At 47.6% G+C, this 15,845-nt stretch carries 14 protein-coding genes; 6 read left to right on the top strand and 8 right to left on the bottom strand.

The window, feature by feature from the left end; translation table 11 throughout:
• Window positions 1-395, bottom strand: a 395-nt coding sequence (locus B0181_RS03530; RefSeq protein ID WP_143821559.1) for an IS1595 family transposase, incomplete at its 3' end; no start/stop codon positions are given.
• A gap of 108 nt (window positions 396-503) precedes the next feature.
• Here B0181_RS03530 and B0181_RS03525 point away from each other — a divergent pair.
• The 5 genes from B0181_RS03525 to der all read left to right on the top strand — a co-directional run bounded on the left by B0181_RS03525 (window position 504) and on the right by der (window position 6,337).
• Window positions 504-854: a hypothetical protein gene (locus B0181_RS03525; protein ID WP_242620134.1), complete on the top strand. Its 351-nt coding sequence runs from the start codon at window positions 504-506 to the stop codon at window positions 852-854.
• Between the two features lie 19 nt (window positions 855-873).
• Complete coding sequence (gene hisS / locus B0181_RS03520; protein WP_078276111.1) at window positions 874-2,148, top strand: histidine--tRNA ligase; 1,275 nt, start codon at window positions 874-876, stop codon at window positions 2,146-2,148.
• A 233-nt stretch (window positions 2,149-2,381) separates the two neighbouring features.
• Window positions 2,382-3,227 (top strand): YfgM family protein, encoded by an 846-nt coding sequence (locus tag B0181_RS03515; protein ID WP_078276110.1) that lies wholly within the window; start codon window positions 2,382-2,384, stop codon window positions 3,225-3,227.
• A 275-nt stretch (window positions 3,228-3,502) separates the two neighbouring features.
• Entirely contained in the window at window positions 3,503-4,678 is a 1,176-nt protein-coding gene (bamB, locus tag B0181_RS03510) for an outer membrane protein assembly factor BamB (RefSeq protein ID WP_078276109.1), read from the top strand.
• Window positions 4,679-4,918: 240 nt separating this feature from the next.
• Window positions 4,919-6,337: a ribosome biogenesis GTPase Der gene (gene der / locus B0181_RS03505; RefSeq protein WP_078276108.1), complete on the top strand. Its 1,419-nt coding sequence runs from the start codon at window positions 4,919-4,921 to the stop codon at window positions 6,335-6,337.
• Window positions 6,338-6,568: 231 nt separating this feature from the next.
• On the opposite strand, the gene B0181_RS03500 is transcribed toward der, so the two are convergent.
• Entirely contained in the window at window positions 6,569-7,306 is a 738-nt protein-coding gene (locus B0181_RS03500; RefSeq protein WP_078276107.1) for a ribonuclease HII, read from the bottom strand.
• A gap of 144 nt (window positions 7,307-7,450) precedes the next feature.
• Between B0181_RS03500 and B0181_RS03495 the strand changes: the two genes are divergently transcribed.
• Window positions 7,451-8,368, top strand: coding sequence for a pseudouridine synthase (locus B0181_RS03495; RefSeq protein ID WP_078276112.1), 918 nt, complete (start codon window positions 7,451-7,453; stop codon window positions 8,366-8,368).
• Window positions 8,369-8,443: 75 nt separating this feature from the next.
• On the opposite strand, the gene oppF is transcribed toward B0181_RS03495, so the two are convergent.
• From oppF to B0181_RS03460, 6 genes are all read right to left on the bottom strand, one after another.
• Window positions 8,444-9,424, bottom strand: a complete 981-nt coding sequence (oppF, locus tag B0181_RS03490) for a murein tripeptide/oligopeptide ABC transporter ATP binding protein OppF (RefSeq protein WP_078276106.1) — start codon at window positions 9,422-9,424, stop codon at window positions 8,444-8,446.
• The gene (gene oppD, locus B0181_RS03485) at window positions 9,421-10,419 is read right to left on the bottom strand and encodes an oligopeptide ABC transporter ATP-binding protein OppD (RefSeq protein ID WP_078276105.1); all 999 of its coding nucleotides are present in this window, start codon (window positions 10,417-10,419) and stop codon (window positions 9,421-9,423) included. Before oppD ends, oppF begins: the two co-directional genes overlap by 4 nt.
• Window positions 10,420-10,459: 40 nt before the next feature.
• A complete protein-coding gene (gene oppC / locus B0181_RS03480; protein ID WP_078276104.1) occupies window positions 10,460-11,359 on the bottom strand; it encodes an oligopeptide ABC transporter permease OppC in 900 nt (299 codons plus the stop codon).
• A 36-nt stretch (window positions 11,360-11,395) separates the two neighbouring features.
• A complete protein-coding gene (gene oppB, locus B0181_RS03475; RefSeq protein WP_078276103.1) occupies window positions 11,396-12,316 on the bottom strand; it encodes an oligopeptide ABC transporter permease OppB in 921 nt (306 codons plus the stop codon).
• Between the two features lie 135 nt (window positions 12,317-12,451).
• Window positions 12,452-14,089: an ABC transporter substrate-binding protein gene (locus B0181_RS03470; protein WP_078276102.1), complete on the bottom strand. Its 1,638-nt coding sequence runs from the start codon at window positions 14,087-14,089 to the stop codon at window positions 12,452-12,454.
• Window positions 14,090-14,646: 557 nt separating this feature from the next.
• A complete protein-coding gene (locus B0181_RS03460) occupies window positions 14,647-15,744 on the bottom strand; it encodes a porin (RefSeq protein WP_078276100.1) in 1,098 nt (365 codons plus the stop codon).
• Window positions 15,745-15,845: the final 101 nt, after the last annotated feature.

Genomic DNA, 15,845 nt, shown 5'->3' with positions numbered 1-15,845 from the left:
TCTGTGTAGACAATGCTATCAGGCTTGATTTTACTTGTGATAATTGGCATTAGTGTATTTGTCTTAGTATCTTTAACAACAACAGTGTAAACTTTATCATTGCGTTTTAATAAACCAAATACAGCAGTTTTACCAGCTGCACCACGACCACGTTTGCCTTTACGAATACCGCCGAAGTAACTTTCATCAAGCTCTACTTCACCGTCAAAAACAGTGTTGGCTTCAAGAGCTAAGTGATATTCTATCACAAGGCGGATTTTGTGGTAAAAAAGGGCTGCTGAATTAGGGTGAATACCCAGTAAATCAGCTGCACTTCTAGCAGTAACTTCGAGTACAAAAAATTCAAGCAGTCTTTTTTGAACTTTTTTACTTAGTTTACAATGGGTTATCTTCATAAAACTAGTATAACATGGTTGTTATTCTAGTACAGCCCCAAAATTTTTTCATTTGAGCTGAAAAAAGAATTGAGCTTTTCAAATTATAAAGAAAGCTTTTTTCAGGCGGTGAGTAATTCTAGCTGGGCGAATGAAGGCTATTTGGTAGCGGTGGATATTCGCCAAGACAACCAATTTATTGAAGCGTTGCAAAAACTGAGCCAAAGTTTTGGCATTGGCATTATTGAACTAAATATTCAAGACGTAAGTCAAAGCAAAATTTTATCGCCAGCGAAATTTAAAGAAAACATGGATTATTCTGTGGTTGATGAATTGGCAAACAAAAACCCAAATTTTGCGCAATTTTTAAAAACCATTACCGATTTTGACGTGGATAATCCAAACCGATTTAAGGGTGAATTTGATAAAATTCTTTCGGCTGACGAGCTAAATATTCATTTAAAAAACAAAGTTTTATAAAACCATTTAGGATAATACAATGAGTAAAATCACCGCCATTCGTGGCTTTAATGACGTATTGCCAAGCGAAACTCAGGCGTGGCGCGCGATGGAAAATCGTTTGATTGGCGTGCTTGACGGCTATGGCTTTAGCCAAATTCGTCTGCCGCTTGTGGAAGAAACGCAGCTTTTTGCGCGCGGCGTGGGTGCGGCAACGGACATCGTAGAAAAAGAGATGTTCAGCGTTGCCAACAATAACCCTGACAAAGCCGACAGCGGACAAGCCTATGCGCTGCGTCCAGAAGGTACGGCTGGCTGCGTGCGAGCATTGGTTGAGCATAATTTGACACGCGGCGATACGCCAAAACTTTGGTACATTGGGCCGATGTTTCGTTATGAGCGTCCGCAAAAAGGGCGTTATCGTCAGTTTACGCAGCTTGGCGTGGAGAGTTTTGGCAGTGAATTGCCAGACGCAGACGCTGAGCTGATTGCCATGACGGCTGCGATGTGGCAGGTGCTTGGCATTGATAAGCACGTCAAATTACAGCTAAACACCCTAGGCGAAGCGCACGAGCGCAAGGCGTACAAAGAAGCGCTGGTGGCGTATTTGACCGCGCATTTTGACGCACTTGATGAAGACAGCCAGCGCAGACTTAGCACCAATCCTTTGCGCATTTTGGACAGCAAGGACGAAAACACGCAGGCGATTTTACAAAACGCACCAAAGCTAAGCGAGTTTTTGGGCGAAGACAGCCAAGCGCACTTTGCTCAGCTACAAGCCTATTTGCAAGTGCTAGGCATTGAATTTGAGTTGAACGACAAATTGGTGCGTGGGCTGGATTATTACAACAAAACTGTCTTTGAATGGGTAACGGACAAGCTAGGCAGCCAAGCCACCGTGTGCGGTGGCGGACGCTACGATGGGCTGGTGGGTATCATCAAAGGTAAGCCTGAGCAGTCTGAGCCTGCGGTGGGCTTTGCGATGGGGCTTGAGCGTTTGATGCTTTTGCTTGAAGAGATTAATCCAGTTGCCAAAACGAGCGACTGCGATGTCTTTGTGGTGGCAAGCCCTGATGTGTACACCCAAGCGGTGCTGTATGCGGACAATTTGCGTAAAAATCGACCAACGCTGCGTGTGAAAATGGCGTCTGCCACGGGGCTAAAATCGCAAATGAAAAAGGCGGATAAATCAGGTGCGGCATTCACCGTCATTATCGGTGCGGACGAAGTGGCAAATGGCGTGGTGAGCGTAAAAACCATGGCAACAGGCGAGCAAAGCACGCAGGCGATGACGGCTTTTGATTTTGCGGTTTGATGTTGTGATGATTGCTTGATTTGGCTGATTGGATAAGTTTGCGTTTGCTGGCTTTTAATTGGCAACTTTAAGCAAAATTTGGCAAAAACACACCAAAACGCCCAAAAACGCCCAAAAAGTGCGAAAAATTGATAAAATTTCGCCAAACTTGCGTTTAATATTTGCTTTTATGGGGCGAAATGTTGCATAATTGAGCGTTTAACTTATTTTATTGAAATTCTTAAAGGCACACCATGACAGAACCTGCGGTAAATGACAACAAGCAAGCAATGGCTGCGCTAAAACAGCACGGCGAAAAAATCGTTTGGGCGATTGTGGCGGTGCTGCTTGCCTATTTTGCGTGGCAATTTTATCAAAAAAATTATGCCAAAATTGACACGGTGGCGGCAGACGCTTATACGCTGATTGCCGAGCGTAATGACGCTTTGATGCTTGGCGAGCAAAATCCTGATTTGGATGCCGCCGCCAAAGAAGCACTTGCCAAAGAAGAGCAAAGTTTGCTGGCGGATATTGATAAACTTGTGGCAGAGCATGGCGACACCGTGTATGCGTGGCAGGCTTTGATGATTAAGGCGCGCCATCTGTCTGAGCATGGCGATTATGCGGCAGCGATTGACACGGTTAAGCAGGCGCAGGGCATTGACCTTGATGATGAAGGCTTGGCGGCGATTGCCAATGTGCGTTTGGCGCAGCTTTTGCTTGCCAATGGCGATGTGGACGGTGCGCTAAATACAGCAAACACTGTGTTGCCACAAGCCTTTGAAGCGTCTCGCCAAGAAGTTTTGGGCGATGTGTATGTTGCCAAAAATGAGCTGGATAATGCCAAAGCTGCCTATGAAAGCGCTTGGAAAGTCTTGAGCGAGCGTGGTGAAAATCGTGCCTTGCTAAGCCTAAAAATGCAGGCGCTGGGCATGGACGTAACGCCGATTGAAACTGCGCAAGTGGTGGCAGAGCCGATGGCGGTGAATGCCGATGACATTGCCGCACTGCAAACTGCCGAAGCACAAGGCGCACAAGCTGAAGAGCCAGCCCAAGACGCAGGCAGCGATACTGAGAGCGACACCGTAAGCCAGCCTTGAGCGCATAAGCAACACAAAACGCACAAAATGGCAACGAGTGATTGATGTTTGCACGTTAAGATTGGTTTATAATGCGTTTGTTTTGCCAATTTTGCTGATGGTTTTTTTGATAATTTGCCAATCACTTGCTGGTGATTTACTTTGCTTGATGGCAAGTCATCAGTGATTTGCCAATGATTCGGGTCAATGAGTAAGTTACAAACAAACATGAACAAAACATCAATCACATGGCTTGATTGGCTGCCAAAAGATTTACAACAATAAAGGATAACATCATGCGTACACGTTTTTTAAGCACGGCTTTAGTTGCGGTATTGGCTGCGGTGGCGGTAACAGGCTGCGGTAAAGGCATTAAAGCGGAGCCGAAAAAACCAGCCAAATTGGTACAAATCGCCGAACCTGTGGCGGTGCTAAGCCCTGTATTTAGCACGTCTTTGGAGCAAGGTCGCTGGATCAAAGGCAATCGTGCAAGCTCTAAAGATGTGGTGGATTTGCAAGTGGCAGCGCTTGGCGATGTACTGATTGCAGGCAGCCGTGGCGGTGTGGTGAGCGCTTATAAAAATGGCAATGTGCTATGGACGACAGACGTGGGCGGCTCAATCACCAGTGGTGTGGCGGCAGACGCTGACAGCGGTGTCGTCATCGTGGGTACGCGCGCTGGCAAAGTGAGCGCCTTGGACGCTGCAACTGGTGCGCTGCGCTGGCAAAGTGATTTATCTACCGCAAGCCTAACGCCTGCGCTGATCAGCGGCAATCGTGTGTTGCTGTCTGGCAATGACAACGTTTTGTACGGCTTAGATTTAAACACTGGCGATAAAGTGTGGCAGTTTAATACCCAAACCACAGACATCAGCGTGCGTGGCGCAGCCAGACCTTTGGGGCTTGATCGTACCACGGCGCTGTTTGGCACGGCAGATGGGCGAATCCATGCGCTAAACCCAAGCACAGGTACGCCGCTATGGACACGCCGTGTGGGACTTGCCACAGGCGGCAGCGCAGTGGAGCGTTTGCATGACGTGGACGGCACGCCTTTGGTGGTGGGCAGTCATTTGTATGTAACAAGCTATAGCGGTCAGTTTGCTGGCTTTGATATGGCGACAGGACGCACCATGTTTGTGATTGGTGATGTTGCCAGCGCCAAATCGCCTGCCGTGCTTGGTGATGCGGTTGTGGTGGCAAGCACCGATGGTAAATTGACAGCATTTCACCGTGTAACAGGCGAAAAACTGTGGGAAAATGACGCACTTAAGCACCGCAAATTGACCAATCCTGTGGCAGTGGGCGAGCGTCTGGCAGTGGGCGATTTGGACGGCGTGGTTCATGTGTTTGACAGTGCAGGTAAAATCGTGAGCCGTAGTAACACCAAAGGCGCATTGACCAGTCTACAAACCATCGGCAATCGTCTGTACGCTCAAAGTGCAACAGGCGTGGTGAGCGTTTGGCAGTTTTAAATTGTCATTGCCATTGCTATTGTAAAATATCTTTGAAATTTAGTTTTGAAATTCCCAATCGGCGTGCGATGAGCGTTCGCTGATTGGTGCAATCCTTTGCCGCAAAGCGTTTTTTTGGCGTGTGGTGCGGTAAGGGATTTTATCGTTTTTATTTGTTGTGCGTTGTGCGCTAAATGTGAAAGCAGTCTGCAGCGCATGACTTAGTTGGCTTAAAGTTACAGTAAATTTTATTTAAATCTTATGAACATCAAACCAGTTGTCGCCTTGATTGGCAGACCAAACGTGGGCAAATCCACCTTGTTTAATCAGCTTACCAAATCTCGCCAAGCACTCGTGGCGGATATGGCAGGGCTGACGCGCGACCGTCAATATGGCGATGCCAGCTATGAAAATAAGTCGTTCATTGTCGTGGATACGGGCGGCATTGGCGAAGCGGACGACGGGCTTGGCAGCATTGATGATTACATGGCGACCCAATCTTATACCGCCATTCATGAAGCGGACATCGTGGTGTTTGTGGTGGACGCACGCTCTGGCATGATTGGTTCGGACGAAGAGATTGCGCGCTTTTTGCACACGCTGGGCAAGCCTGTGTTTTTGGTGGCAAATAAGATGGACGGCGTGCATGAAGCGTCTGCGGCAGAATTTTTTGCCATGGGTTTTGGCGAGCCACTGCCAATGGCGGCAAGTCATGGCAAGGGTGTGAATAATTTGCTTGAAGTGCTGACCGCTGATATGCCAGAAGATGAGCCAAGCGATGAAACGCAGGACAAGGGGCTAAAACTTGCCATCATCGGCAGACCAAATGTGGGTAAATCCACACTGGTGAACCGCCTGCTGGGCGAAGAGCGTGTGGTGGTGTACGATATGCCGGGGACAACGCGCGACAGCATTTACATTCCGTTTGAGCGAGAAGGGCGAAATTACACGCTGATTGACACTGCAGGCGTGCGCAGACGTGGGCGCATTGATGAAAAAGTGGAGAAATTTTCGGTCATCAAAACCTTGCAAGCCATCAAAGATGCGAACGTTGTCGTGGTGGTGATTGACGCACACGAAGGCATTGTGGATCAAGATTTGCACATGCTGGGCTATGCGCTGGACGCTGGGCGCGCGATTGTGATTGCTATTAACAAATGGGATAATTTGTCCAGTGAACAAAAAGACATCGTAAAAATTGAAATTGAGCGACGTTTTAATTTTGTACCTTGGGTAAAAATTCATTTGATTTCAGCACTTTATGGCAATGGCGTGGGCAATTTATACCCGTCCATTCATAAGGCGTACGATGCGTCCATGTTTAAGGTGTCTACGTCTCGCTTGACGCAAATTTTACAAGACGCGGTGGAAGCGCACCAGCCGCCGATGGTTGGCGGTCGCCGTATCAAGCTGCGTTATGCGCATTTGGGCGGGCATAATCCGCCTGTGATTGTCATTCACGGCAACCAAACTTCCGCCTTGCCAAAGAGCTATCAGCGTTATCTTGAAAACGTGTATCGTGATGTGTTTAAACTGGAAGGCACGCCGCTGCACGTTGAATTTAAGCAAAATGCCAACCCATACGAAGGCAAGAAAAACCCTGTCATCAAAAACAAAGCCAAAAAAATGCGTGAGAAAAAGCGCATTGCTGAGTTTAAAAAGCGTAATAAAAAACGCTGATTGTGGGATTTGCGCTTAGCTTTTTAGGCTGTTTGGCTAAATTTTAGACTAGCGTACAAACTGACAAGCGCATAATCTGACAATCGGTAAAACGGCAGAGATAGGTCTGCCGTTTTTAATATTTGGATTAAATGGCTAAAAAATTGATGAATGATTTGGCTGAACTGCGCCGAAATGAAGCTAACAGGGTGTCAGGCTAAGTCAAAAAGTGTCAGGCTAAGCCAAAGGATGTCAGCTGAACAGCTCGCCTTGCGCCAGCATATCTTTCATGGGGCTAAAAGTTTTGCGGTGCTCAGGTAAAATGCCCAGTGTCTTGATGGCGTGGGTGTGCGCCGCGCTGGCATAGCCTTTGTGTTTGTCTAGGTGGTATTTTGGGTATTGCTTGGCAAATTCAATCATGCTTCGGTCTCGGTGTACCTTCGCCAAAATACTGGCGGCAGCGATGCTGCTATGCACGCCATCGCCTTTGATGATGGTGCGGATGTGCGGCTGATGAGCGTAAAAGTTTGCCGATAAGATGGGTGTAGCGTTGCCGTCTATAAGAATTTGTGGGGCGGTTTGTGTGGTGGTGTGCGCTGCCAGCAAGCGCTCAATCGCAAGGCGCATACCCAAAAGCGTGGCTTGGTAGATGTTGATGGCGTCAATCACGCTGGCTGGCACATCAACGATGACGTGGCTTAGGCTGATTTGGCTGATGACGTCAAAGAGTAAATCTCGCTTTTTTGGGCTGAGTTTTTTGCTGTCGTTTAAGGGCGAAAGGGCGGTATTTGTTAAGTTTATCTTATCAAACTCGCCAGAAATATCAGCAGGCAAAATCACCGCTGCCACCGTCATTTGCCCAAATAATGAGCCACGACCCACTTCATCAACGCCAATGATGAGCGGTGTGTCTGACGTAAAATCGTGCTTGATGGTGCTGTGCTGACTGCAAAGGTGCGTAAAATCGTCTGCAGTGTGGGCGGCTGTCATGATAAATGGGCTGTGTTAAAAATAAAAATGGCTGTGTTTGTGATTAGAGATTGTCATCATAGCATTTTTTATGAGTGAAATTCAAATAAGAAAGGCAACTTTTTGAATAATAAGAATTTTTTGGATAAATCTTTTAAGCCACCCATGATAGATGGCGTGTCGGCAAGTAAGATTGTCTTGCCAAAACTTGCCCAAAATCAGACGGTGTATGCGTATTTTTGTGAAAAATTTGCCCACATTTCGCCAAATGCGTGGCGGCAAAGATTTGCTGATGGGCAAATATTTTCTCAAGACGGCAAGGCTTTGGGTGTGGCTGACGTGTGTCAGGCAGGCATGACGGTGTTTTATTATCGCTTTGTGGAAAATGAAGTGGTCGTGCCGTTTGATTATGAAGTTTTATTTGAAAATGAAAATATCATCATCGTGGATAAACCGCATTTTTTGACGGTGTCGCCAGCGGGCAATTATGTGCAGCAGACGCTCTTAACTCGGCTGAAGCGTGATTTTAATAACGAAGCGCTCAGTCCTGTGCATCGGCTTGATAAAGAGACGGCAGGGCTTGTGATTTTTACTAAAAATCTGGCGGTGCGAGATGTGTATCAAGCGATGTTTCGTGAAAACAGTAGTCAAGATTTGTCAGAAAAAAACACCATAAAAAACAGCAAGTTACAAAAAATTTATCATGCGATTGCACCGTTTGATGGTGGCAAATTTCCTTGTGATGTGTCGCTGCATTTGGTGCGTGGCGAGCCTTTTTATACCATGCAAGTGGCGCATGATTTGCCGCCAAATACGCACACCAACATTGACGTGCTGGCGGTGAAAGGCGGCTGGGCGAAATATGTGCTACGCCCTACGACTGGCAAGCTGCACCAGCTGCGTGTGCATTTAAATCACCTTGGCGCACCGATTAAAAACGACCCGTTTTATCCTGTGGTGGCGCATAAGGCAGCAGATGATTTTAGTCAGCCGCTGCAGCTGCTTGCCAAGTTTTTGGCGTTTACCGACCCTATGACGAATGAGCGCATTGAAGTGAGTTCAAAAAGAGAGCTGGTGCTGTAGCGGCTTTATTGGCGCAGCGAAAAGAAAAAGCATAAATTCAAGCGATGAATTTATGCTTTTTTAAAGCCCAAAGATTTAAACTTGACTGTGCAAGCACGCCACTGAATGTGTGTCATCGCCTTGCAGTGTGGGCTTGGTTTGGGCGCAGTCGCTTTGGGCTTGTGGGCAGCGCGTGCGAAACACGCAGCCTGATGGTGGGTTGATGGGACTTGGCAAATCACCCGCCAAAAGCTCAATCTTTTTATTCCGCTCAAGATTGGGGTCGGGAATGGGAATGGCGGACATCAAGGCGCGCGTGTAAGGATGTGCAGGCTTGCCGTACAAGGCTTTATCTGTGCCGATTTCCACCGCATTGCCCAAATACATCACCATCACACGATCAGAAATGTGCTTGACGACCGACAAATCATGCGCAATAAAAATCAACGCCAAACCCATCTCTTTTTGCACTTCTTTGAGTAGGTTGATCACTTGTGCTTGGATAGAAACGTCAAGCGCGGACACAGGCTCATCGCAGATGATGAGTTTTGGGCGCAAAATCAGCGCACGCGCAATGCCGATTCGCTGGCATTGACCGCCAGAAAATTCATGCGGATAGCGGTTGATTTGATTGGCAAGCAAGCCAACTTTCACCATCATTTCTTTGACGCGCATTTCTATTTCTTGGTTGCTAAGTTTTGGGTGGTGCGTGCGCAAAGGCTCAGCGATAATCTCGCCCACCGTCATGCGTGGGTTTAGGCTTGCTAAAGGGTCTTGAAAAATCATCTGAATGTCTTGGCGCACTAGGCGCATGGTGGCTTTATCTGCACCGATGAGTTCTTTGCCTTCAAATAAAATACTGCCAGATTTTGCCGCCACCAAGCCGATAATCACCCTTGCCAAGGTGGACTTACCGCAGCCAGATTCACCCACCACGCCCAAGGTTTCGCCAGCGTTTAGCGTGAACGACACACCGCCAACCGCCTTTAGGCTGGCTGGTTTTTGCCAAAACCACGCACCGTCTTTTTTGATGTCAAAGCTCACTTGCACATCGGTAACACGAAGTAATGGGGTCATGCGCTCTCTCCTTGTGTGCTTTGTTTGTGATATTCATGCTCCCAATGGCAGGCGCGCTGGCGTTCGTTGGGCAAAAATATCAGCTCAGGCGGCGTGTGGCGGCAAATATCCATGACTTTATCGCAGCGTTCTTGAAATGGGCAGCCTGCTGGTAAATTCAGCAAATTTGGCGGATTGCCTGCGATGGTGTGCAGTGTCTCTACATCGCAATCCAAGCGTGGCATTGCGCCCAAAAGCCCGATGGTATAAGGGTGCGTGGGGTGATAAAAAATCTCATCAGTAGGGCCGTACGCCATCGTGCGCCCAGCATACATCACCAGCACACGATCACAAATGCCAGCCACCACACCCAAATCGTGCGTAATCATGATGATGCTAGTGTTAAAATCTTGTTTTAGCTCGCCAAGCAGCGTCATGATTTGCGCTTGTACGGTAACATCAAGGGCGGTGGTCGGCTCATCGGCAATCAGCAAGCGTGGACGGCATAAAAGCGCCATCGCAATCACCACGCGCTGACGCATACCGCCAGAAAATTCGTGCGGATACATATGTATGCGCTTTTTGGCTTCAGGGATTTTGACCGCATCCAGCATATTGATGGCTTCATTGATGGCGGCTTTTTTACTCATGCCTTTGTGTAAAATCAGCACTTCTGCCAGCTGGTCAGACACTTTCATATAAGGATTTAAGCTGGTCATCGGGTCTTGAAAAATCATGGCGATTTCTTGAGAACGCAGCTTATTTAGCTCTTTGGTGGGCATACCAATCAGCTCTTTGCCGTCAAAATTGATAGAGCCTGACGCCACGCCATTTTTGGCAAGCAAGCCCATCATAGAAAAGGCGGTTTGCGATTTGCCAGAGCCAGATTCGCCCACAATGCCAAGCGTCTCGCCTTGGTGCAGACGAAAATTAAGATTATTGACAGCGGTAACAATGCCGTCTTCGGTGTGAAATTTGACTTGCAAATCTTTGACTTGTAATAGCGGGGTGGACATAAAATTTCCTTATTTGTTGTATTTGAAATCAGCTTGTCAATCAGCGGTCTTTTGGGTCAAGTGCGTCTCTTAGACCATCGCCAATGAAATTAAAACAAAACAGCGTAATCACCAAAAACACCGCTGGCACAAGCAAAATCCACGGTGCGATTTGCATGGTTTGCGTGCCGTCTTGCAGCATTGCGCCCCAGCTGGTCATCGGCTCTTGGACGCCCAAGCCTAGAAAACTTAAAAACGATTCAAACAAAATCATGCTCGGCACCAGCAAAGACGCATAAACCACGACCACGCCCAGCACGTTTGGCACGATGTGGCGAGTAACGATTTTTAGGCTGGATACGCCGCCAACGTGCGCCGCTTCAATAAATTCTTTTTTCTTTAGACTAAGTGTCTGCCCACGCACGATACGCGCCACGTCAAGCCACGACACCATACCGATTGCCACAAAAATCAAAATCAGATTGCGACCGAATAAAGTTACCAGCAAAATCACAAAAAACATGAAAGGAAAGGCGCTTAAAATTTCCAAAAAACGCATCATCACCATGTCAATTTTACCGCCAAAATAGCCAGAAACCGCACCGTAAATCGTGCCGATAACCACCGCCACCAAAGCGCCAGCCACGCCCACAAGCAAAGAAATGCGACCGCCCACAGCAGCGCGTGTTAATAAATCACGCCCTAGGCTGTCCGTGCCAAAAAAGTGGCTGTTGTCAAAGTTTGGTGCGCCTGTCATGTAGCCCCAGTCGGTTTGTTCGTAGCCATAAGGCGCAAGCATGGGCGCAAACAGCACAAACAGTGTGATAAGCAGCAAAATCACGCCGCTACTTAGCGCAGCTTTATTGCGGCGAAAACGTCGCCATGCGTCCTGCCACAGGCTTCTGCCTTTGATGTCGGTGTGGGTATTGGTGGTGCTGGTGATTTGAGTTGTTGTCGTCATAAAAATTTCCTTTTATTTGATGGGTGAGCGATCCGTTTAGTAGCGAATTTTTGGATCGATGACGGCATACAAAACGTCCACCACAGCATTAAAAAAGATGGTCAAAACCCCAACCAAAATCGTCAAAGACAGCACCAAGCCATAATCACGATTCAGCGCACCATTAACAAACAGCTGCCCAATTCCCGGCAAGCCAAAAATGGTCTCAACCACGATAGAGCCTGTGATAATCCCCACGAATGCAGGGCCAAGATAGCTGATGACTGGCAGCATGGCAGGGCGCAGCGCATGACGCAAAACGATGTGCGATGTCGGCAAGCCTTTGGCACGTGCGGTGCGAATAAAGGGGCTATTCATCACTTCAATCATTGAGCCACGCATGATGCGTGAAATGCTGGACACATAGCCTAACGCCAAGGCGGTAACAGGCAAGATCAAGTTCGCCACTGCGCCATCATTCCAGCCGCCAGCAGGCAGCCATTTTAGCGTAACGGCAAAAATCAGCACCAAAAGCGGCGCTTTGACAAAATTGGGAATCACCACGCCCGTCATGGCAAAACCCATCAAGATATAATCAAAAGCGCTGTTTTGCTTGAGTGCGGCAATCACCCCAAACAGCACGCCAAAAATCAGCGCAATGATAAAGGCGTACAGCCCAAGCTCCACCGATACGGGTAAGGACTGCGCCAAAAGCTCATTGATGGTGTAGTCTTTGTATTTAAAAGACGGCCCAAAATCACCTTTTGCCAGCTGCGCCAAATAACCAAAATACTGCTCCCAAATGGGTGCGTTCAGATTGTATTTGGCTTCAATATTGGCAAGCACGGCAGGCGGCAAGCTGCGTTCACCTGTAAACGGACTGCCGGGAGCAAGCCGCATCATAAAAAACGAAATGGTGATGAGCAGCAGCATGGTAGGGATTGCTTCTAGCAGCCTGCGAAAAATGAGCTTGAGCATGGTATATTCCTTTAAAAGTGCTTTTGAGCCGTACGAAAAAACAGGCTTTGGCGATGAATCTCACCAAAGCCTAAGAGTTTGCCAAGGGCAGTCTGGCACGCTAAGCGATGTCAGAGCCAATTACCCAATCACAAATCAATGCTTGGCGATTGACCAATCTTTGATTTGCCAGTGTTCCATTGGGTCATTGTTATTAAAGCCTAAGATGTACGGCTTAACCATGAAGTTGCCCACATAGTGATAGATAAAGATGTTTGGTGCATCTGCGTCCAGCTGGGCTTCAGCGTCTTGATACAGCTTGGCGCGCGCTTCTGGTGTGGTTGAAGCGGTCAAGGTTTGTTTCATGATGCTGTCAAACGCAGGGTTTGCGTATTTGCCGTAGTTTTGGGTGTTGTTTGAAATAAAGATGTTTAGGAACGATGACGATTCGTTATAATCCGCACACCAGCCGCCACGCGCCACTTCAAAGTTGCCGTTTTGGCGTGAGTCTAGGTAAGTTTTCCATTCTTGGTTGGTGAGCGTTACGTCCACTGCGCCAAGTGCTTCTTTCCAAAGTGCAGCTGCCGCCACCGCGACTTTTTTATGCCCTTCGTGTGTGTTATAAAGTAGCTCAAATTTCAGCGGATTAGATTCGTTAAAGCCTGCTTCGCCAAGAAGTTTTTTGGCTTCTTCAATGCGCTTGGCTTTGTCCCAAGATTTCCATTCTGGCGTGTATGGTAGGTTGTCTTGAGTGGCGGTTGGGGTGAATTGATACGCCACTTCTTCGCCGCGCGCCAGCACTTGATTGACGATGGTATCACGGTCAAGCGCCAATGATAATGCCTTGCGCACTTTTGGATTGTCAAACGGTGCTTTTTTGGTGTTAAATTCGTAATAATAGGTGCATAGGCGTGGGCCAGTTTTGATTTGCTCGCCCAAATCACGCTTGAGCGCTTCAAATTGCTCTGGCGGAATTTCATAGCCAAAGTCCACTTCGCCTGCCTTATAGCGGTCAATCGCAGTTTGCGCTGGGCTTGGCAAGATGGTGATTTCGTTGATGGTGGTTTTGTCGTTGGCAAAGTAGGCTTCATTGCGTTTTAGCTTGATGTGGCTGTTCACTTGCCATTCTGCCAAAGTGTAAGCGCCGTTCACCACGATGTTGCCTGCTTGCGTCCATTTATCGCCATGTGCTTCTACGGTGGCTTTATGTACAGGTTTCATTGATGAGTGAATCAGCGTGTCTGGAAAATACGGCACAGGCTCGCTGAGCGTTACTTCTAGGGTTTTATCGTCCAGCGCTTTTACACCCAGCGTGCTAGGGGCGGCCTTGCCTGCGATGATGTCGGCTGCGCCTGACACCATAGCGGTCTCAAGATAAGTGGCATAAGGTGAAGCAGTGGCAGGGTCTACCAAACGCTGCATACTGTACACAAAGTCATGCGCCGTTACAGCATCGCCATTTGACCATTTGGCATCACGCAGCTTAAACGTCCAGATTTTATTATCAGGACTCTCCCAGCTTTCCGCCATGCCGCCAATGGTGTTACCTTCGCTGTCCGTGGTGGTCAGACCCACGAGCATTTGACGAATGACGTTACTTTCTGGCACGCCAGAGACTTTGTGCGGGTCTACAGATTCAATCTCAGTGCCGTTATTGATGGTAACGGTTTGCACGTCTGCCAGCGTATTTGGGTCAATGCTGATTTGGCTTGCGCCATCATTGCCGCCGCACGCTGTCAAAAGTGCGCCAACGCCAAGGGCGAGTGCTAGGTGAGTGGGTTTAAAATGTCGCATGATAATATCCTTATGTGCTGCGTTTGGCGAAGTGCCAAATCATTTGTGTTGAAAAATTTTGCCAAATTGATGGAATTTGCCAGTCAGCTTGGTGTTTTAAAATCTGCAATCGCAACTGCAAATACCAATTTATAAACCGATTTTGTGAAACTTAACTCACAAACTTTAATTTGCAAATTTCAATTCACAAACCCAAATTCAAAATATCAATTTAAATTTATAAGCATAACTTTGCCAAAGGTTTTTTAAGTTTGGGTGATTTTAAAAAAGCAACTTTGATTTTAAAAACGCAACTTTGATGATAAAAACCTTTGCAATAAAAAATCTTTACGAAGAATAAAACCGCTGCAAGCAATAAAATTGCTGTCAGTTTAAGATAAAGCGTGGCTTTGACGTGCCGATTAAAATCACGCATGCAAACCGTTTTTTCGTGCTTAAAAGAAAGCTAAAACCACAACCAAAAGCCGCTCGTGAATGTGGAGAAAATGCCAAGCGGCTTTGGTAAGCGTCAAGCGCTCAAGTCATCAGTTTGCTTAGAAGTTCGCTTAGAAACTTACTTAGAAATCATGACGCAAACTTACACCAAAACCTTTGGATTTGGTAACGTTTTTGATGTCGCCATCATTGCTAAAGTCGGTGGTTTTGCGTGCGCCAAGATAGCCGTATGCGCGTGTGGTTTTGCCCAGCCAGCGCATCACACCAACGTTTAGCGATTGCGATTCACCATCTTTCCAGCCGCCATAATTGTCCGCATAGCCAAGCTGCACCCAGCCTGAGAGCTTGTCGTCAAACTTATAATTTGTGCCAAGCGATACGCCAAATTCATTGGCATCGCTGTTAAAGTCGGTGTGCTGCAGCATGACGGCGGTGTTCAGCTTTGGCGTTACATTATAAGACGCCATCGCACGCGTGGTTGAAAACTCATCGCCAGCGTATAGGTAAGTTGCGCCAAGTTTTAGCTTGTCAGTGTCGTACAATGCGCCAATGCCAGCAAAATCACGGCTGGTTCTCACCTTTTTGCCATCAACAAACGTGGTGAAATTGCGGTCGGTGTCGTTGTCTTCGTCCATCGCATACATCGCCATAAAGGTGGTGTTATTGATGGTTGGTGAGTGGTAGGTGAAAGAGTTGTTCGCCCAGCCCGGCCCGTAGGCGAATGGGAAATAGCCAGAATCCAGCAGTCCAAAGGTCTTATCCGCATAGTCAATCTCATCGTCAATCATGATAAGACGACCTGCGCTCAATTTACCGTAATCTTTGTGGTTGAGTGATAGGCGAGTGGTGCGAGATTCCCAGTTGCGAGTGTTGTCGCTGTCTGCGTACAGGCGGTATTCCAGCTGATATTCCAAATCTAGCTTGTCATTTAGTGGCTCAGACCCACGCACGCCAATGCGGTTGCCGCCGTCCATGGTGGCACGGTCTCTTTTGGTTGTCCAAGCATCGCCTGCCTTTTTGTCAAGTTCGCCGTCTTTATAGATGTCTTGTAGGGCGGTGGAATCGGTTTTGACATCGTCATTGGTGATGGTCATGTACACACGGCCGTAAACCTGCGGTGCAGCGGCGGCTGGCACAGACATGGCGACTAGCGCAGTGGTGGCGATGGCAGATTTGATGGCAAAAGACAGCTTAGAGTTGGTAAAAGAAGGTAGCTTCATGAATCTTCCTTAAAAATTAGCCTAATAGGGGAATGCCCGTTGGGTGTTCCTTGGGGTGGGTGAGTTTGCTGTTTGTGAACAAATTTTGGCTATTTTCAAAA

Source organism: Moraxella caviae (genome assembly GCF_002014985.1).
Lineage (GTDB): Bacteria > Pseudomonadota > Gammaproteobacteria > Pseudomonadales > Moraxellaceae > Moraxella > Moraxella caviae.
This window is presented reverse-complemented; position numbering and strand designations above follow the sequence as displayed.

Excerpts from the sequence above, each read along its gene's own strand:
- B0181_RS03495 (WP_078276112.1), top strand. The coding sequence starts at position 7,451 with ATGATAGATGGCGTGTCGGCAAGTAAGATTGTCTTGCCAAAACTTGCC.
- B0181_RS03460 (WP_078276100.1), bottom strand. The coding sequence starts at position 15,744 with ATGAAGCTACCTTCTTTTACCAACTCTAAGCTGTCTTTTGCCATCAAA.
- bamB (WP_078276109.1), top strand. The coding sequence starts at position 3,503 with ATGCGTACACGTTTTTTAAGCACGGCTTTAGTTGCGGTATTGGCTGCG.
- oppF (WP_078276106.1), bottom strand. The coding sequence starts at position 9,424 with ATGACCCCATTACTTCGTGTTACCGATGTGCAAGTGAGCTTTGACATC.
- oppC (WP_078276104.1), bottom strand. The coding sequence starts at position 11,359 with ATGACGACAACAACTCAAATCACCAGCACCACCAATACCCACACCGAC.
- B0181_RS03470 (WP_078276102.1), bottom strand. The coding sequence starts at position 14,089 with ATGCGACATTTTAAACCCACTCACCTAGCACTCGCCCTTGGCGTTGGC.
- B0181_RS03515 (WP_078276110.1), top strand. The coding sequence starts at position 2,382 with ATGACAGAACCTGCGGTAAATGACAACAAGCAAGCAATGGCTGCGCTA.
- B0181_RS03500 (WP_078276107.1), bottom strand. The coding sequence starts at position 7,306 with ATGACAGCCGCCCACACTGCAGACGATTTTACGCACCTTTGCAGTCAG.
- oppB (WP_078276103.1), bottom strand. The coding sequence starts at position 12,316 with ATGCTCAAGCTCATTTTTCGCAGGCTGCTAGAAGCAATCCCTACCATG.
- oppD (WP_078276105.1), bottom strand. The coding sequence starts at position 10,419 with ATGTCCACCCCGCTATTACAAGTCAAAGATTTGCAAGTCAAATTTCAC.
- hisS (WP_078276111.1), top strand. The coding sequence starts at position 874 with ATGAGTAAAATCACCGCCATTCGTGGCTTTAATGACGTATTGCCAAGC.
- der (WP_078276108.1), top strand. The coding sequence starts at position 4,919 with ATGAACATCAAACCAGTTGTCGCCTTGATTGGCAGACCAAACGTGGGC.